General features: G+C 30.6%; 9 protein-coding genes and 1 pseudogene. 5 read left to right on the top strand and 5 right to left on the bottom strand.

Going from position 1 to position 20,304, the window contains the following annotated elements; all coding sequences use genetic code 11:
- Nucleotides 1-12: 12 nt before the first annotated feature.
- From AB1284_RS07090 to AB1284_RS07080, 3 genes and pseudogenes are all read right to left on the bottom strand, one after another.
- Nucleotides 13-9,150 (bottom strand): amino acid adenylation domain-containing protein, encoded by a 9,138-nt coding sequence (locus AB1284_RS07090; RefSeq protein ID WP_429750580.1) that lies wholly within the window; start codon nucleotides 9,148-9,150, stop codon nucleotides 13-15.
- Nucleotides 9,151-9,152: 2 nt separating this feature from the next.
- Nucleotides 9,153-12,293: a non-ribosomal peptide synthetase gene (locus AB1284_RS07085; protein WP_429750582.1), complete on the bottom strand. Its 3,141-nt coding sequence runs from the start codon at nucleotides 12,291-12,293 to the stop codon at nucleotides 9,153-9,155.
- Between the two features lie 491 nt (nucleotides 12,294-12,784).
- A pseudogene (locus tag AB1284_RS07080) lies at nucleotides 12,785-12,997 on the bottom strand (integrase core domain-containing protein); the annotation flags it as partial.
- Between the two features lie 593 nt (nucleotides 12,998-13,590).
- Between AB1284_RS07080 and AB1284_RS07075 the strand changes: the two are divergent.
- Genes AB1284_RS07075 through AB1284_RS07055 form a run of 5 tightly spaced genes read left to right on the top strand, consistent with a single transcriptional unit; the run spans nucleotide 13,591 to nucleotide 17,767 of the window.
- A complete protein-coding gene (locus AB1284_RS07075) occupies nucleotides 13,591-14,337 on the top strand; it encodes an ABC transporter ATP-binding protein (RefSeq protein ID WP_429750584.1) in 747 nt (248 codons plus the stop codon).
- Complete coding sequence (locus AB1284_RS07070; RefSeq protein WP_429750585.1) at nucleotides 14,325-15,029, top strand: ABC transporter permease; 705 nt, start codon at nucleotides 14,325-14,327, stop codon at nucleotides 15,027-15,029. The genes AB1284_RS07075 and AB1284_RS07070 overlap by 13 nt, the downstream gene beginning before the upstream one ends.
- Nucleotides 15,030-15,032: 3 nt before the next feature.
- On the top strand, nucleotides 15,033-15,239 hold the full coding sequence (locus tag AB1284_RS07065) for a hypothetical protein (RefSeq protein WP_429750587.1): 207 nt from the start codon (nucleotides 15,033-15,035) through the stop codon (nucleotides 15,237-15,239).
- A 27-nt stretch (nucleotides 15,240-15,266) separates the two neighbouring features.
- Nucleotides 15,267-16,988, top strand: a complete 1,722-nt coding sequence (locus tag AB1284_RS07060) for an ABC transporter ATP-binding protein (protein WP_429750589.1) — start codon at nucleotides 15,267-15,269, stop codon at nucleotides 16,986-16,988.
- 53 nt (nucleotides 16,989-17,041) lie between these two features.
- Nucleotides 17,042-17,767: a thioesterase II family protein gene (locus tag AB1284_RS07055; protein ID WP_429750590.1), complete on the top strand. Its 726-nt coding sequence runs from the start codon at nucleotides 17,042-17,044 to the stop codon at nucleotides 17,765-17,767.
- Between the two features lie 324 nt (nucleotides 17,768-18,091).
- Here AB1284_RS07055 and AB1284_RS07050 read toward each other — a convergent pair whose 3' ends face one another.
- Together AB1284_RS07050 and AB1284_RS07045 are read right to left on the bottom strand one after the other, a co-directional pair.
- Nucleotides 18,092-18,781, bottom strand: a complete 690-nt coding sequence (locus AB1284_RS07050; RefSeq protein ID WP_429750591.1) for a 4'-phosphopantetheinyl transferase family protein — start codon at nucleotides 18,779-18,781, stop codon at nucleotides 18,092-18,094.
- Nucleotides 18,782-19,059: 278 nt separating this feature from the next.
- A complete protein-coding gene (locus AB1284_RS07045; protein WP_429750593.1) occupies nucleotides 19,060-20,295 on the bottom strand; it encodes a glutathionylspermidine synthase family protein in 1,236 nt (411 codons plus the stop codon).
- Nucleotides 20,296-20,304 lie beyond the last annotated feature (9 nt).

Genomic DNA, 20,304 nt, shown 5'->3' with positions numbered 1-20,304 from the left:
ACTACCTTCAGTTTAGTTAATTTGTAAATATGGGTTAACTTTTTCCTTTAAAAGATCTTTGATATTTTTATTACAGTTCTCAAATACTGGGTAACGAACTATTAATTTATCTTCATATTTACTGAAAGTTATCTCTCTTGCTGCTTCATAATTATCAGAACTTATGTCTTCAATATATTCTTTGTAATTCATTTCATAGAGACCTAAATAATTAATTAACAAAACTCCGTCCATCAATTTAAAGTTTTCTCTAAAGATATTGAGCCAATTTAAACCAAAAACTTTTTTCATTACCTTAACTTGATTAATTTGGTCTAGTATTGAGAAATTTGACTTTTTCATTAATGGAAGCATATCAATTATAGGTCCAGTTTGATTCATAAACTTATGGTCAATACTGCTTCGTTCTTCTTGCACGAATTGCAATGGAACTACATCACTTCCATTAGTAAGTTTATTTTCAAAAACTATTACATCTAATATCCTTTCCATTAGACCCCATATTTCTTCATCAAAATTAGTTAATATCTCTTCTGGAATTTTTACAACAGCAAGTTCTGCACGAACAATTTTATTTTGATAATTTAAACGAGAATAAGTTATCAATGAATTCTCATACTCTGAAATAAATTTAGTTAGTTCTTGATCCTCATTTTCTACTAATTGATTAGAAAGTTGTGCATAATCAGAATACCTACTTCTAGAAATATTAGGTTTTAGTCCATTCTCTAGTATTTCGATAAGTTCATTTTTTAAGATCAATGAACTTGCCTTGTCCCAAACACTATGATGTGATGAAATGTGAATACTAAATGTAACTTCATCTTCATGAACAATAAAAATATTACTTAATACATCCCATTCATTCATATTTTTATAATGATCAATAGACTTAATTTTTTTCATTGTTTGATCATAAGTTTCTAAAGAACTGTATCTCAAATCAACATATTCAATACCTTGAACTTCATCACTTGAAATTTCACCTATTAGATTTAATCCATTAGCTTTTAGCAATACACTTCTTAATGAACCATGCTCTTTGATTAAATACTTTGTAGCTTCAATGAAATCTTCAGCATGATAAGCTCCTCGAATAGTAAATTCATCTTGAATAATTGAATAAGGAAATGTTAAAAGATACTCCTGTATTGGAGATGGCGAATAAAGATCAATTTTATCCATGTCAATTAGTTTTTGTAAGCTGTCTCTATCAAATTTCTTATACCTAATAATATTTTCGCTAATCTCATTATCAGAAAGAGTCATTTTAAATTCCGACCTTGACATATTGTCCTTAACTTTTTCATAGTCTTTCATATCTAGAATATAATTAGGAAAAACTTCCGGCTCCATATTCAAGTTTATCGCCTCTAAAACTCTGTTCTTTAAATTTAAGGTGATATTTTCCACAAACAGAATACGGTATTTAACTTTATCAACCAAAACGACTTTTTCTTTACTATGAATATATGTTCCATAATTTTTTGAGATATATTCATCTAAATTGAAATTTACATTTACTTTTGTTTCTTTTGTAAGTAATAATTTTTCATTTTCAAAGAATTCACTGATTTTTCGCGCTGATTTCCTATCCATTATCTCTCTAATGTTGCAGTCATAACCTTTTTTCCTAAGCATTGAAATGACTTTAATAGCTTTTAGTGAGTCACCACCATAATCAAAGAAACTATCAGTAACACTTATTCTTTCGGAAACCTCTAGAACTTCTTTGAATATATCAACCACTACCTGTTCGATACTATTTCTAGGTTCTTCATACTTGTTCTGTACGATCAATTGAGGAACTGGCAATGCTTTTTTATCAACCTTCCCTGACTTGGTTTTCGTGAATTCTGTTACTGTCATCATATAGTGCGGGACCATATAGTCAGGTAAATCTCTCTCTAAACTTTTACGAATGTAATCAAAATCAATTGTTTGTTCACTTAAAATATATGCACATAATTCATGATTGTTATTAATCATCTTAGGTATCACGATTGCATCTTTTACACCATTAATTAATCTGAGCTTTCCTTCAATTTCACTAAGCTCAATTCGATAACCCCGAATTTTTACTTGCTCATCAATTCGACCGAGATACTCAATATTTCCATCTGAAGTCCATCTCGCTAAATCTCCGGTTCTATAAATACGTTCTTCAGGGTTATACGGATTCTCAACAAATTTTTCTTCTGTAAGTTCAGGTTGATTGACATATCCTTCACTAACACCTTCACCTGCAATACAAAGCTCTCCTTCAATCCCAACACCACATAGTTTATTCCCTTTCAAAATATATAACTTTGTGTTACCGATAGGCTTACCAATTAATACTTCTTTGATTTTTTCTTTTGAATTAAATCTATAGTAAGTTGAACAAACTGTTGTTTCTGTTGGACCGTATACGTTAAATACATCATCAATCTTTCCATTAGAAATATTTTGATATTTTCTTATCACATCTAAAGGAAGACTTTCGCCTGCTAGAAATAATTTATCGAATGAATTAAATTGTTCTATCATTTTATTTTCAATTGCATAATCCATTAATGCTATAAAAAGAGACGGTACTATTGTCAATTGGCGATCTTTGAACATATTAATTAAAGATGAAGGTTCATTTCTGTACTCTTCGGGCACAATTTCTAAGGTAACACCTGATAATAAGGCCGGGAATATTTCCCAAACTGATCCGTCAAATATATAGTTAAAATACTGTAAGACAACCGTTTTATTATTAAACTCCGCATTATTTTTCTGCCATTCTACTAAATTTAGTACATTCCTATTATTAATTTTTACACCTTTAGGATTCCCAGTTGTCCCGGAAGTATAAATGATATAAGCTAAATCTTCTATATCATTTATATGTGGTAAGTTTGGGATACTTTCAACACTAATATCATCTATAGTAATCGATCTATATTTATTTAAAATTTCTGAACTCAATGTTTTTCCGGAACCTTGCAATATTACATTAACTGACGCATTATCAAGCATATAATTCACACGTTCATTTGGATGAGATGCATCAATAGGTAAATATGTTGCCCCCGATTTCAATATTCCTAATATACCAGCCACCATTGCATTACATTTTTCTGTCACAAATGCCACTACATCATTTTTACCTACCCCGGAATTTCTTAAACTATAGCCAATACAATTAGCCCAATTATTCAACTCTTTATAAGTAACGAGTTCGTTTTTAAATTTTAAAGCTACTTTATCGGGATTATTCTTCACTACATCTTCAAATAATTCTACAATTAATTTAGAATTAGCAAAATTCATCGTAGTATTATTAAAGCTATTAATCACCAGATTCTTTTCTTCTTCATCAATAAAATCAATTTCATCAATTAAAATATCATTTTTAGTGATTGCTTCTTTGATAATTGTTACGAAATGATTAGAAATTGAAATAATATCATTTTCTGTAAACTTATCTGTTTGGTACATGAAACCAAACTTTAAAGCTTCATCTTTATAAGCTGCTACAGTTAAAGGATAATTAGTCTCTTCTCTACCGCTTAATAATTCCAATTTAAGCGATGTTTCTTGTGGACTTTCTTGAGTGTAATAATTTTCGAAAGCAATTACTGTGTGAACTAAATCATTCTCTAAATTTGTACATTGCGATTGTATTTCTGCTAACGAACAATAATCAAATTCACTACTTTTAATGGCTTGTTTTTGTAGCCTTGATAGCATACTTAAAAAGGTCTCTTTGTTTTTTGTTTCAACTCTAATTGGAATTGTATTAATAAACAACCCAACCATATCTTCGATACCAGGTATATCAATATTTCTACCTGATACAATTTTCCCATATACAACATCATTTTGATTTGTGTAATGTTGCAATAATATTCCCCATGCAGCCTCTACAAAAGTATTTAATGTTAAACTTTCAAATTGACATAATTCTTCAATTTTTTGGGTGTCTTCTATACTTAAATGCACTTCATGTACTTGAATTTCTCCATCAATTGAATTGTTTTCTATAGATCCTTTGATTATAGACTCATTGTCATAGTTCTCTAATAATTCTGTCCAATAGTTTCGCGCGGCTTTTTTGTCATTTTTTTGCGTTAATCGAATATAACTCTCATAATCATATCTAGATGATAAATTCTCATGAATTGTATTTTTTTGTACCCCTGACTCCAATTGAGAATAGAACTGGATCAGATCATTCATCAAAATTGAAGTACACCAGCCGTCCATTATAATATGATGGAAGCTAATTACTAATTGAGGCGATTCATTTTCTAAGTGAATGAAAGCTACACGAATTAAACTATCGTTTTCTAAATCAAAACCTCTTCGAACATCCTCTTTTAAGAAGGCTTCTCTTTCCTTTTCTTGATTTTTTGACTGTGAAAGATCTATTTCATTAAATTCAATATCTCTTCCTTTTAACATCACTTGCCTTGGCTCACTTACATTCTGATAAGCAATACTCGTTTCAAGCACGCCGTGCTTTTCTTTTAATAAATCCAAACTCATTTTCAAATGCTCGACAGAATGTAAGCCACTAACAGAATACACACTTTGAACAACATACTCACTTGACTCTTCATTTAACAATTTGTGATACAACATTCCCTCTTGCATCCCTGTCATCGGGATAATGCGATCAACCTCATATCCCTTTTCCGCGTATTTTTGAACAACATTGTTATATTCTTCAAGTGACCAATTTTCTTCCCCAAGGTCAAAAGGCGTTCGGATCGTTTCTTTTTGTTCCAAACAATGTTGAATGACTTCTAATAATTCATCTTTAATTGTTTGGATGAAAACATCCATCTCCTCCTTTACGTACTCTGAACCATTGAAGCTTAAAACTACACTTAATTTTTTATCTGAGATTGCACCATCTAAAGATAATTTGGTATGGAAAGTATCCTTTTCTGAAACATCTCTTCCATGTGAAAGACTGCTCTCTGAAAAATCTTCTCCAGATTGACTAAATTGAAACTCGCCAAGATAATTAAAAGTTAAATCAGGTTCCACTCCTTCAAGAACAGTCGCTCCCAATTCATTAAGAATGCCATAACCGATTCCATGATGAGGAATTCTCCGTAAAGTTTCTTTCGTCTTACTAATATCCATTCCAATAGAATCGCCAAGTTCCTCTAAGACAACTGGATACGTACTCGTAAACCAACCGACAGTACGATCAATGACCATAGAATCCACAATTGCTTCACGTCCATGCCCTTCCATATGAATGGCTAAAGAAGTTTGACCTGTGATCTTGTTCACCGCACGACCAACTGCCGTTAATAATAAATCATTAATTTCAGTTGAATAAGCTGTGCCGGCTTTTTGTAGTAGGTTCTCAGTCTCTTTTTTAGATAAGGACATTGTTACTTTTTGAGGCTCTAAGTATAATCCCTCTTCTTTTACAGGTAATAACAATTTTCCTATATTCACCTTAGACTCAACAGTCTTCCAATAATTCACTTCAGACTGTAATTGAGAGCTTTCGCGATAAGATTGCAGTGCCAAGCCCCACTCCTTGAAGGAGTGAGTTTTAGGAGGTAACTGAATCTCCTTTCCATTTTTAGCAGCTTCATAGGCTACTTTAAGATCCTCTATCAAGATTCTCCAAGAAACTCCATCTACCACTAAATGATGAATACTTAATAGAAGATAATCACCATCTTGTAGCTGAAAGACTCCAGCTCTTAAAAGCGGACCGTTTTCCAAATCCATACTAGCTTGAATTTTAGTAGACTGTTCATCAACCATGGCATACGCTTTTTCCAATGGGAATGCGGTGTAATCATAGCTTTCTACCGCTACAAATTCACTATCCGCTACAGATAGAATGATTTGTTTCCCCTCTCTATAAGTAGCTCTTAACATATCATGATGAATGGTCAGCGATCTTAACGCTTGCTTCAAAGGTAGAAGCGCTAATCCCGTAGGGATTTGTAAGAAAACGGATTGGTTAAAATGATGCTTGTCCATTCCTTTGTGAGCCATAAACGCTTTTTGAATTGGAATCAGTGAAACTTCTCCTATAACTTCCGATTGGTCAATCTCTAGCACTTCCTCTTTCACTTGAACGCTTTGTGCGATTCTTCGAGGTGTTTTTTTGTCCATAATATCTGGAACTTTTAAGCTATATCCTTTTTCTCTTAACTTCGAAATAATTCGGATGGCCTTAATAGAGTCTCCACCTAATGAAAAGAAATTCGCATCGATTCCGATTAATCCATCAATATTTAACACATCTTGAAAAACTTGTACAATAGCTTCTTCTCTCTCATTTCTAGGTTCAATATATTCTTCTAGGTCTGTAAAACTAGGGTCTGGTAAAGCTTTACGATCTAATTTACCTGTTCGAGTTCGTGGAAATTCTTCCAACTGAACAAAGCATGCAGGTATCATATATTCTGGTAAGTTTTGACTTAGTTCTTCTTTTAAATAAGCAGGTTCTACAGAAGATTCTGTAATAATGTACCCGCAAATGATCTTCGATCCATTATTTTCTTTCACCAATACTGCAGCGTCTGACACTTCAGGTAGTGCTCTTAGCTTACTTTCAATTTCACCTAATTCAATACGGAAACCTCTAATTTTTACTTGTTCATCTATTCGACCAAGATAATCAATATTTCCATCTGGCGTCCATCTCACTAAATCACCTGTTCGATACATCTTTCGTCCAGGAAGATATGGATTTTCTACAAATTTTTCTTCTGTTAAATCCGGTCTATTTAAATATCCCCGGGTCATCCCATCACCACTAATACACAACTCTCCAGGAACCCCAATTCCGCATAGCTGATTCTCATTTAAAACATATAATTTTAAATTGGATATTGGTTTACCAATCAATACTTTCTCTACGTTATTCATGCCTGAAAAATCATAACAAATAGCAGAATCTGTTGTTTCAGTTGGTCCATAAATATTGTAGACCTGATCTAAATTCCTACCAGTACTATTCATATAGTCTTTTAGTAATTCTATTGGTAATGCTTCTGCAGCTAAATACAATTTGTCAAATTGTATTAATTTATCAATTAAATTATGTGCTTTTGCATACTCTAAAATTTCTCTAAACATTGAAGGGACACAACAAAGTTGCGAATTAACCAATAATTCCAAATACTTACCAGGGTTCTTTTTATCCTCTTCCGATAACATTAATAAAGTTCCCCCTGCTATTAAGGTAGGAAAAATTTCAGAAACAGAAGCATCAAATATATAATTATAATTTTGTATAACTCTAGTTTTATTATCAATCTCTCCATTTAAAATTTGCCAATAACTAACATTCACCACACCCTGGTTCTCTACCATTACTCCCTTAGGGGTACCAGTAGAGCCTGAAGTAAAAATGATATAAGCTAAATGATTTGGCCTTGATAAAAGAGGTAAATTAATACTAATTTCAGTTTTATCACTACATAAATCAATTGTTTCTAACTCATTAAACTCAACAAGTAATTTATTTAGCGTTCTGTTTCCTCCTTGGCCAAATAAAATTACCTTTGCCTCACTATTTTGAACCATATAGCTAACCCTATCTATAGGATGCTTCGGATCAATTGGCATATAAGCAGCTCCAGATTTTAATATCCCTAATATTCCGACAATCATTTCCACTGAGCTTTCACTTATTAAACCTACTATGTCATCCGGTTTTATACCTAAATTCCTCAATTTTGCACCAATAGCATTAGCTTGACCATTAATATCCTTATAAGAATAATTTTCCCCTTCAAAAACTACAGCTACACCATTAGGGTTTTGCATCGCTTGTTCTTCAAATAATTGTATGATTGTTTTCTCTTTAGGATAATAAGCTTCTGTTTTATTAAATTCTTCTAAAATTAATTTTTCTTCAACCCTGTTAATCATGCTTAGTTCACTAATTAACGAACCAGGATTATTCAAAACGTTCTCTAACAATGTTTCATAGTGCTCAGCCATAATCTCAATTGTTTCTTCTTTAAATAGATCTGTACAATATTCCCATCCCACTGTATACCCATCATTTTTTGATATCATAGTTAAAGATAAATCAAATTTTGCAGTAACTATTTCTGGATTCATTATTTTTGCCTCAAATTCATCGAGGTAAATCGTTTCAGAAGCACTCTCTTGAGCAAACATAATATCAAATATCGGATTTCTAGAAGAATCCCTAGTTAAATCAAGGTCTGATAATAAATTTTCAAAAGGGTAATTTTGATTTTCATAGATAGAAAAGCACTTTTCTTTTACTTGTTCTAAATAATTCAGGAAATTTTCGTTGCTCTCAACTACTGTCTTAATAGGAAGAGTATTGACGAACATTCCTAGCATATTCTGTAACTGAGCATTAATTCTTCCTGAAAACGGTGATCCAATAATAATAGCTTTCTGTCTAGCATATTTGCTCAAAAGGATATTGAACACTGCTAAAAAAAAGATAAACTCAGTTGAACTATTCTCTGAACAAAACTTAGCGATTTTAGGATTTAATACCTTATTAAGATATTTGATTTTTACTTTTCCATTGTAACTTTGTTTATTTTTTCTCGGGAAATCAGTAACTAATTCAACTGTTGGAACTTCTTCCATAAATTCATTTATCCAAAATTCCTTTTGTTTTGTTAAATCAAGCTTATTTTCCCAGGCACTAAAATCTTTATATTGAATTTTAGGTCTTTCTAATTCTTCACCTGCATATGCTTTCGATAAGTCCCTCCAAATTAGTCCAATTGATTCACCATCAGCGATTATATGATGAATATCAATCATTAAATAAGTCATTCCATCGAATTCTTCAATCAACTGAATTCTCATCAAAGGACCGCTTGTTAAATCAAACGGTCGAATAAAATCTGCATAATAGCTTTCTATATCTTCTATTTTTTTAATGCTACAGTAATCTAATGTAACTAATTGTGAGTCACTAACAATCTGAACAAACTCATTATTATGGATAGCAAAATTGGTTCTCAATAGTTCATATTTTTCGGAAAGGCCTTTAATTGCATGTTGTAACTTATCTTTTTCTATTTTCCCCTCAAAACTCATCATTACAGGCATATTATATGAAGTTCCGACATCTTGCGATTGATCAATTGCAAATAATCTTTTTTGAGCAGAGCTCATCCTATATTTTTTTACCATTTCTATAGCTCCTCCGCTTCACCAATTAACATATTTTCCATTTCATATGAAGTATCAACATTTCCTTTTAATACATCTTCAATTTTTTCACTAATTTTTCTAATAGTTTTCAGTTCTAAAACATCTTTTATGTTGAATTTAATATTGAAACTTGTTTCTATTGAATTTACTACCTGAATAGCTTTTAATGAATTTCCTCCCAAATTAAAGAAATTATCATCTAATCTGATTCGTTCTACACGTAAAACATTTGTATAAATTTCTTTAACTAATATTTGAGTCAAATCATATTTTTCTTCCACTGCATCATCTCGAACTGTTGATAAATTACCGAGCATTGATAAAGCTTTTTTATCAATTTTCCCACTCCCTGTTAGCGGATAGTTATCTACTACTAAATAGAAACTAGGAATCATATAGTCTGGTAAACTTTCTGATAAAACATCGTTTATCTGATTTATTAATATTTCTTCCTTTAGCAATAAATAAGCTGCCAAATATTCATTACCAGTATCATTGTTAATCATAACAATAGCATCTAAAATATGTTCTATTTTCCTTAATTTTTGTTCTATTTCACCTAATTCAATTCTAAAACCCCTAAATTTTACTTGATCATCAATTCTTCCAAGGTATTCAATATCTCCATTCTCATTCCATCTTCCCAAATCACCAGTTTTATATAAAATTTCTTTAGAATCAAACGGATTTAGAATAAATTTTTCATTTGTCATAGTACCTAGATTCAAGTATCCACGAGCAATCCCGATACCAGATAAACAGATTTCACCTACTAAACCGACTCCGCACCTTTGATTATTTTGAATTATTAAAACTTTCGTTCCAGTAACCGGTTTTCCAATTGGGATACTATTTTCATTTTTAAGTGAGCCAAGATTATAACCCGTTGCACATACTGTATTTTCTGTCGGCCCATATAAATTATAGATATCTTTTATTTTTTCTTTACTTAAACTTTTTATTTTTCCCACCAAATCTAGCGATAACACTTCGCCTGCTAAATAAAGTTTCTTAAACTTAAATAGTTCTTCTACCATATTATTATCAACTGCAAAATCAATCATTGTCCTAAACATAGAGGGGATAACTTGAAAATGTTTATTAACTAAAACTTTAATAAGCTCTCTTGGTTCTAATCGTATTGATTCAGAAATTACCTCTAATGTACATCCATTTAGTAAAGCTGAAAATATTTCTGAAACAGAGCCATCAAATATATAATTAAAATATTGTAAAACAACGTCTTCAGGATTATATCCGCCAATTTCAGCTTGTGCCTTAGCTAAGTTAACAACTCCCTTATGTTCAATCATTACTCCTTTAGGATTTCCAGTCGTTCCGGAAGTATAAATTACATAAGCAAGATTATTTGGATTACATTTTATCTTTTGATTCTCTTCTACTCCTTCGTCTCTTAAATTTTTCAAATTAATTATTTCTTGTATCATTTCAAGTTCTTCCACTTTTACATTTGATGAATGAATAGGTCCTAGAATTAGAGTCTTAACAGAACTATCCTTTAACATATAATTTACTCTTTTTGCTGCATGGGTTGGATCAATAGGCAGATAAGCTGCTCCCGCTTTTAGAATCCCTAGCATCCCAATAATCATTTCAATTGATTTATCTGTAACCAATCCAATTATTTCCTCTTTTTTCGTTCCAATATCATGCAATTTATTACGAACAATACTTGATTTCATGTCTAGTTCTTGATAAGTAATCTCTTCTTCACAATATTTCACTGCTACTTTATTTGGATACTTCTCAACAATTTTTGAAAATACATCGATAATTGTTTCTTCACTGTCTAAAGAATTTTTTGGATTATTAAAGACTTTCTCTAATAACTCCAATTCTTTTGTATTCGTTACATTAATGTCGTTTAATTTTTTAGAAGGATATAGAATTAATTCTTTAATAATTTGAATGTATTGTTCTGAATACCTAGAAATAGTAGAATTTTTAAATAATTCAACGCAGTATTCCCACGATAATTTATATTCTTCGGTTAAATCTTCTATAGATAAGGTTAAATCAAATTTTGAAACTGTATTTTTAATATCGAGCATTTCTAATTTTAAATCACCCAAAATATATTCAGGCATTTCATTATTTTGCAGCACAAGCATAGTATCGAAAATTGGGTTTCTTGAACTATCAGACTCAAATGGGATTTTTTCATATAATTTTTCAAATGGATATTCTTGATGTTCAAAACTCTCTAAGCAATTCTTATGAACTTGTTTTAAAAAATCAATAAGAGATACGCCCTCTTCAATCTCCATTTTTAAAGCCAATGTATTTACAAACATACCCATCATATTTTGAGTTTCAGGATGATTTCTTCCTGCTGTTGGAGTACCAACTACTATTTCCTTTTGTAAAGAATTTTTGTTCAAGAGAATATAGTAAGCACCTAAAAAGAAAGAATACTCACTAATTTTGTTCTCTTTGCAAAATCTCTTTATCGAAGAATAGATTTTAGTATCTAAAACAGTTTTTAACTCTTTCCCTTTATATGATTTATTCTGTCCCCTAGTATAATCTGTATATAAATTTAATACCGGTGCTCCATCTGAAAATTTATCAGTCCAAAACTTTTCATGCCTTAATTCATTTTGACTGTTTTTCCACAGCGTATAATTTCGGTACTGTATTGTTTGTTTTTTTAATGTTTCACCTTTATATAGTTGTGATAATTCATTGAAGAAAGGTCTCATTGAACCACCATCAAAAATAATATGATGAAAATCCAATAGTAGGTAGTCACATTCATTCATATGAAGTACTTTGACTCTAAACAATTTACTGCTAGATAAATTAAAAGGTCTAATAAATGATTCAATTTCAAAATCTAATTTGGAACAAATAGAACTTTCTTCAATAGAAATTTCATAGGGATTATCAATAACTTGATAGTACTGACCATTTTCAAATTCAAATGATGTTCTCAAAATTTCGTGTCTTTGAATTAAATCATTTAACGACCTTTTCAATTTAATGATATCTATTTTCCCATCAGATTTTAAAATCATCGGCACATTGTAAGTAATATTTTCATTTTGTGATTGATCGATAACAAATAACCTTTTTTGTACTTCTGACATTAAAGTTTTCATTCTTTTCCCCTCTTCAAAAATAATTAAATTTAAAACCAAATAATGATTTTTGTATAATAAATTCCCTATTCTACCTATATATGTAAGTATGCATATTTTTTTATGTTTTCAATGTTTTTGTCCCTTAAATGTATGTTTTTGTCCTTTAAAATTTACATATTCTAATGTTATTGACTGAGCTTTTAAGCGCATGGTATAAATACATACAACATGACATACAACATGTATCTAAACTAAGGAGGAAAGCAAATGGCAGTAATAAAAACCCTCAAACATACTTACAAATTGATTCTTGAAGTTGCATCTAATCTTTTTTTAGAAAAAGGATTTAAAAATGTTACTAGTGATAATAAATGAAGACCTAGAACTTTATTTAACAATCAATAACCGGCTTTTCAATTCTGAATTTTCAATTCTTTAATTCACTGTAACTGATGCCTACTTTTCCGATGGATCTACGTCAATATCCTGGATGCTAAAAAGTTAAGTCTTTAGGCAATCTTACGTGCTGCCGCTTCCATCGTTTGAGGTGTATGATAGCCAATGCCACTGTAAATTCGTCTTCTGTTGTACCAACCTTCAATATATTAAAGGAGTGCTGGTTTTGCCTCATCAAATGTCACATACCTTGTTTGGTACACTTCTTCTTTCTTTAAAGAGGCGTGAAAAGATTCGATGCAAGCATTGTCATAAGGGCTGCCTTTTCAACATCAATGAACTCAATTCATTGCGTATCGCTTATTTTCTGGCACATATGGTCATAGCCTTTTTTTAAATCTCATTCTCCTCTTTGAGACGAAACATCTCTTTTTGCATTTGTTTTACATCATTTGATGTCAGTTCCTTTTCGTCTACTATACAATGGGAGAATATTTGTGATCCATTTATAGACGGTCACCTCTGATACGACATATTCAATACTTATTTACTGTTCTTCCAGGACAATAGAATTCGACCATCATTGTTTGAAATTTGTTGTACTATGGACACTCCTTTGTAAGTACATTTTGCTGAATTAACTTAGTTGTGTCTATATGACGATACTAACTCGAGATGATAAAAAATAGTTAAAAGAAGAATTCAATTTCTCTGAAGAACAACTAGAATATATTGATAAATTCTCACAATCATTTGCTTTACTAATAGATCTCTGGTATAACTTATCAATTTATAAAATGAATCATACTAAATTTTATACTAGATTTATTTTTTTATAACATATCAGACACTCTTGGATTTCATATTATTAATATTACTTGTTCGTTATCACAAATTATATTAATTAAAGGAGATTAAAATGAAAAAACAAAATAATGCTCCATTAAAAATATCGAATGTTATTAAAACGTTCAATGGTCATGATGTAATTAAAAAAATTAATTTAACTATTGAAGAAGGCAGTATATATGGGTTGTTAGGACCTAACGGTGCAGGAAAAACTACCTTATTTAAACTCATTACAGGGCTGCAACAAGTAACTAACGGAAAAATTGAGGTATTTAACAGAAATATTGCAACGCAAAAAAAGGAAATATTAAAAAACATTGGTAGTATTATCGAAGTTCCTATTTTTATTGAACATCTTTCAGCTACTGAAAATCTTGAAATTCATCTTAAATATATGAATTGCTCTAACGGTGATATTGCTAAAGCACTTGAAGATGTAGGTCTTGAACCTACAAACAATCAACCGGTCTCTAATTATTCTCTTGGAATGCGACAAAGATTAGCAATTGCTAGAGCAATTGTTCATAATCCAAAACTACTCATTTTAGATGAACCTATTAATGGGCTTGATCCAATGGGAATTCGAGAAATGAGACAACTTTTCTTGGACCTAGTTCAACTTAAAAATATGACTCTCATTATTTCAAGCCATATTTTAAGTGAGATTGAACATATCGCTGACAAAATAGGAATTATTGTAAAAGGCGAATTAAAAACAGAAGTAACTATGAATGATGTAAGAGATGAGCACCCTGAAGGATTAGAGGAACTTTTCTTAAATATCGTAACAGGAGGAGCATTAAAATGCGCGAACTAATTAAGCTTGAACTGAAAAAAGTAGACTTAAAAACATATTTAATTGCTACTGTTGCTATAACTGCTGTTTTGCTTGGGCTAATTACCCTGTTGGGCTATGTTTCCCATAATGAAGGTGATGTTGAAATGCAAAATTTCACCTTTTACAAATCCTTAATTCCGCTTGGTCAATCAATGATTCTAGTTGCTTTTGGTGTACTAAGTTCAGTTATGTATTCCAAAATAATTGTTGAAGCTTACAATGCAAAACAAGCCACACTACTCTTTATGTATCCAATAAGCAGAAGAAAAATGATGATTGCTAAATTAGTAAGTGTTTATATTTTTGTATTCTGCGCTTACCTATTAAGCTCATTATTTATCTTTCCTTGTCTTATTCTTATAAATTCTATACTTCATTTTATGTCCGATTCATTCGTATTATCCTATCTTTTAAATAGTTTGATTCAATTTTCGTTGTTAGCAAGTAGTATTGGTGTCATTTCAGTAGGTATTGGTTTTATTAAAAAAAGTGTGCCAACAACAATTCTTTCTTCTGTGATCTTAGGTTCAATATTTTGCAACATTGTATTTAATCTAACTAATAGTGCCAATGTAGCAAATTTATTTAATCTCTTTTTGGTTCTAATATTAATTGGAGCTGTAGTATCAACTTTCTTCCTAACTAATAATGTAAAAAAAATGGAGGTATAGGGTATGGAAAACTTTATTGATAAGAAATTAGATGACTTTTTTGGAGGAGGTAATTCTACACTATTAGGTGCAAATATTATGTTTAGTATTATTTTAATCATTATTGGAATGGTATTAATTAAAAGTAGAAAAAAGGCTACATTTGGTTCTACCCTTATTGTCATTGGACTTGCCATAGGCGTATTTAATCTAATAAGGATTGTACTTTAAAAGTACGATCCTTCGAAAGGTGAAAAAATGAAAAAATACATTTTAAAGAAACCTATTATCTCTCTATTGACTATTCTGTTAACTATTATTAGTTCTTTGGCTACTGTATATGTCGCTTTACTCTTACAAGAAGTTATTGATCTAGCTACAAAAAAAGATTTTAATCAATTTGGAACGACAATCATTGTGGCGCTAATCTATTTCATTTTGCTTGGAGTATTAAAATACCTTAGTACACTATTTGGAAAGAAAATGATTCAAATTATTACACAATCTATGAGAACAGACATTTTTTTAGGCATCATGAACAAAAATACAAACGAGTTTGCCAAAGTTAATTCTGCTGATTATATCTCTTTATTAAGTAATGATATTAAAATAGTTGAAGAGAATTATCTGCTTCCTATGTTAGAAATTTTATCTAATATAGCTGTCTTTGTAGGTACTTTAGTGCTCATCCTAAAATTCAGTCCTATTGTCGCTGCATATTTATTTGTTGCTCTGTTTGTTATGTTTATAGTTCCAAGTCTGATTGGAAAAAATATGCAAACTAAACAAAACGAATTAGCTGCACAATATGCTTTATTTACAAAATCAATAAAGGATTATTTTTCAGGGTTTGAAGTAATTAAGTCCTATAATATGAATAAATTCATTAAAAATAAATTTTTGGATGAAAATAAAGAGTTAGCGCAAGTAAAATATAATGCTGATAAACTTCTAACATTAAATGCAACAGTATCAGACGTTCTTGCTACTGTTTCTATGCTATCAGTAATATTCATTGGTGCTTATTTAGTATTAATCGATAATATTACTGTTGGAACATTAGTTGCGCTTATTCAATTAAGCAGCTTTTTTGTAAACCCAATTATGATTATTATGCAAAGTGTACCTAAAATAAAAAGTACTAAGCCTATTTTAGAAAGAATTGAAAATAATGCTTGTATTCAAAATGACAATATCTCAGGAGCTCCTGCAACATATGAAAATGAAATCATTTTTAATAATGTATCCTTTTCATATGACAGTGATAGTGAGAAAAATATTTTGAACAATATATCTTTACGTTTTGAGAGGGGAAAAAAATACGCAATTGTTGGCCCAAGTGGATGTGGGAAAACTACTTTAATAAAGCTCTTAACGGGAAATTATCAAAATTATTCTGGTGACATTTTTTATGATGAAACTAGTTTAAAAGATTTAAACAAAACAAGTTTAAATAATCTATTATCAGTTTTACATCAAAACGTTTATCTTTTTGATTCTTCTTTTCATTTTAATATTTGTCTTCACAATAATTACAATATGGAAAAATTTAGAGAAGCTATTCTATTCAGTGGTTTAGATGGACTTATTGAAGAAAAAAACTCAGATGTTCACTTTTTGGTTGGAGAAAATGGCGCCAATTTGTCAGGTGGTCAAAAACAACGTACTGCATTTGCAAGATCCATTATAAAAAATCCGCAACTATTAATCTTAGATGAAGGTACATCTTCATTAGATATTAAGACATCTAGAGAGTTAGAATCAAAACTCTTAGCACTTAAGGATACTACTGTAATTTCAATCACACACAAAATTGATGAAAGTATCCTAAATCAATATGATGAGATTATTTATATTGAAAAAGGTTCCATCATTGAACATGGTTCATTCAGTGATTTAACAGTTAAACAAGGTTCTTTCTACAACTTCTATAATAACCAATTAGATACTATTCCTGAAAAAGTTTTAGTAACTAATTAGTCAGAAAATTTGGTATAAAACAACAAAAATAACATAATTGAAAGGATATAATTATGAAGTTATTTTGTTTACCTTATGCAGGTGGAAGTTCATCCATTTTTTATCATTGGGAAAAAAATCTATATCCTAAAATTGAACTCACCCCTATTGAACTTCCTGGTAGGGGAAGAAGAAGTAATGAACCACTAATTGAAAATTACAATTTACTTATTAACGATTTATTAGATTTTATTGATACAAATACTAAGTATGGTGAAGAAATCCAATTGTTTGGGCATAGTTTGGGTGGACTGTTAGCCTATTCAATAGCAAAATACGTTGAAAAAAATACATTTTCTAAATACAAAATTAAGCATCTATACTTGTCAGGTACTAGACCACCAAACGTTATTTGGGAGGATTCTTATTCTATCTCTTCACTTTCAAATAAGGAATTTATTTCGAAACTTACTGAATTGGGTGGAATGGATGAAGAAATCCTGAATTGCCAAGAATTAATTGACTACTTATTACCTTCAATTAAAGCTGATTTTCTTGTTTTAGAAACTTTTAACGATATTAATAATGATTACAAATTGAAGTGCCCTACTACCTTGATAAATGGAATCAATGACAGCTCAGTTATATTTCATGAAAAAAAATGGGGAAATTATTTAGAAAATATTGAGAATATCACCCACTTTGAAGGGGGACATTTTTTTATTAATGAATATCCTGAATTGATATGTAAACTTATATTAAATAATCCAATTCATACTTATCAAAAAACATCATATTGAAATATGATGTTTTTTGATGTTTCGCACAACAGAAATTCATTTCTCGTATAAAATAATTAGGTTCATAGCATCACTCTTTTTAGCATTACATCTCTCTTCATATACTTATTACTTTCTTTATTATAAAAATATATAAAATGTTTTCTATATCATGTTAAAGAATTATAACTTCATATTTAATTGATAAAGTGAAACTTCCATCAGTAAAGAGTTTTTCATCTCCTACTGACGGAAAGCTCTCACCAATAGGGCGCTTGCCAGCAGTAAGCCCCTACCTTTATTCCTCACTTTTCTCTGAATCTTAAGGCGGGGGCTTACTGCCCATTAATGTGGGATAAAATAAGTAATAATATCATCCAAAGCTATTTCACTAACTGTTTCTATTTCTGCTGCTAAATAACATACCGCAGCTTTATAATCATCGCTGATAGAAAGCAAAGCGAATTTTTCTTTTTTTTCTTCATTTGATTGAATCACTTTTATATTTTTATCTACTATTTCAAAGCAAAATGAATTAAGAGGAATTGTTAATCCTTTTCCAATATATTTTATATAACTTTCTTTCAAACACCAGTATGAATAAAAATACTCATATTTTTTTGACTCAGGTGCGGAAACAATTTCATCATATTCACTATCGCAGAAAAAATTGCGTGCTATAGCTATATCTATATCCTGAATTTTCTCTATATCTATTCCGATATTTTGATTACTAATAGCACATATGAGATAAGATCCAGAATGAGACAAGTTAAAATATATGCCATAATTACAATCAATATATGGTTTTCCAAATTCATTTTTTTTAAAAGAGATATTAGAGTTTTCAATATTTGAATTCTTACAAATTGTATATCTGACAAGTAACTCCCCTAAAATTGAGCGTATTTTATCTTCCTCAAATTTAAACTTTTTTATTTGATTAACTTTCTCAGATGAAATAAATTGTTTCAAAGCTAATAGCTTATTAATAGTCACATTCTCATTAATTTTTACGTAATTTATTATCAACATAATTTGCACTCCCCTTTAAATAAAGTGAAACTTCCATCAGTGGAGAATTTTCCCACCTCCCACTGATGGTTAGTTGAATCAATCGGGCACATGCCAGCAGTTATCCCCCACCTATCCTCCTCGCTTCTCTCTGCATCTTGAGATGGGGGTCGTACTGTCCTTGAATAGCGGGATAAATATGGAGGATTTGTCAGAAGACAGGAGGCGTTACTTAGTTACAGTAACACCTCCTGTCTTTTCTTAATTATGTATTACACATTTTCCTTGCAAAGACATGATTAATCAGTCGTTACAGCAATAAACATGGAAAGATTACCCGTGACTTTTTCCCCTACTCGTAAAAATACACCTGCTGCTTCTCCGCCAATTAAGTGGGAACCAATTAACAATTTCCCTGTATAATCTCCGTCCCAAGTATCAATTGTGCAATCTGGCATTTCTGTATATTTTTGATAAATTTTATTTTGGTTATAGTAATATTCCGTTATATCTTCTTCAATAATTGTTCCATTATTAATAATAGAAACACCCCCGCCTTCACGTCCAAAATATGCTTTAGATACATAATCCCCATTTTTGAGGGGTTCGTTCGTAAAATATGTAGGTAAAAAATATTTTTCAATTACTTGCTGTTCTTTTGTTGTAAACCATTCATTCTTTTCATACAATTCCCAAATCAATGCAAGTATTGCTTTATTTTGCATCAAAAATGCAGATGGTGGATTAATAATTTTAACCCTTCCTTGTGCAATGTGATCTAAAAATTGTAATCCTATTTTCTTTCCACCTTCATCCGTATCATCTACCAAATATTCTAATGGATATAATCGATACAAATAGTTAATTTTAGTACCGTCTGTTGTATATAACCCCTCTTTCGCTACAATAATACTTTGAATTCCAACGTAATCACTTTGCACAGGACAATGCTTACGTATAAATTGTACCGTTTGATAATCTTCTTCATGCCAATCGTAGCTGGTAAAATGAACTTTTTCATAGGACTGAATATTGTAATCCTCAACGATTTGTTCCCACGTTTGTTTCAATTTTATCTCAATTGTGTTCGGATGTGATACTCCATGATAATCACATAGTACTTTATTTGCAACAGATGGTTCTAAATAACCTGTAGGAGTATCTGAATTCATTTCAATTAGTTTAATATCATAATCATTAACAATAAAATCGAAACGAGTAAAATATGAAAATATATTTTTATGTTCCATTCTAGCCACTTCCCATGTTTCAATTGGGAACTTTAGCTTTAAAAAACTTTCCCTATGCTCACGTAAATATTCGTATGTCCTTTGAAAAATATCCCTTACATGAACTGTAGCAATTTGGATAGCTTCAAATTGGGTAGCTGACATTCGGTATATACCTGTAGACATGTATTGGCACCATTCATCACTTTCTCGTAAACTCGGCCATGTAAATCCACCTTCAGCTGCTTTTTCAGAAAGTGAAAACCATTTTTTCATATATTGTTTTTCTTCATATTCAGACAGCATCTGTTTTCC

Source organism: Bacillus sp. S2(2024), assembly GCF_050474045.1.
GTDB lineage: Bacteria > Bacillota > Bacilli > Bacillales > Bacillaceae_G > Bacillus_A > Bacillus_A yunxiaonensis.
Note: the sequence above shows the minus strand (reverse complement) of the source record. Positions and strands in the feature narration are given on the sequence as shown.

Bases quoted from the DNA above. Each gene is read 5' to 3' on its own strand.
- AB1284_RS07090 (WP_429750580.1), bottom strand. From the start codon at position 9,150: ATGGTAAAAAAATATAGGATGAGCTCTGCTCAAAAAAGATTATTTGCA.
- AB1284_RS07085 (WP_429750582.1), bottom strand. From the start codon at position 12,293: ATGAAAACTTTAATGTCAGAAGTACAAAAAAGGTTATTTGTTATCGAT.
- AB1284_RS07075 (WP_429750584.1), top strand. From the start codon at position 13,591: ATGAAAAAACAAAATAATGCTCCATTAAAAATATCGAATGTTATTAAA.
- AB1284_RS07070 (WP_429750585.1), top strand. From the start codon at position 14,325: ATGCGCGAACTAATTAAGCTTGAACTGAAAAAAGTAGACTTAAAAACA.
- AB1284_RS07065 (WP_429750587.1), top strand. From the start codon at position 15,033: ATGGAAAACTTTATTGATAAGAAATTAGATGACTTTTTTGGAGGAGGT.
- AB1284_RS07060 (WP_429750589.1), top strand. From the start codon at position 15,267: ATGAAAAAATACATTTTAAAGAAACCTATTATCTCTCTATTGACTATT.
- AB1284_RS07055 (WP_429750590.1), top strand. From the start codon at position 17,042: ATGAAGTTATTTTGTTTACCTTATGCAGGTGGAAGTTCATCCATTTTT.
- AB1284_RS07050 (WP_429750591.1), bottom strand. From the start codon at position 18,781: ATGTTGATAATAAATTACGTAAAAATTAATGAGAATGTGACTATTAAT.
- AB1284_RS07045 (WP_429750593.1), bottom strand. From the start codon at position 20,295: ATGCTGTCTGAATATGAAGAAAAACAATATATGAAAAAATGGTTTTCA.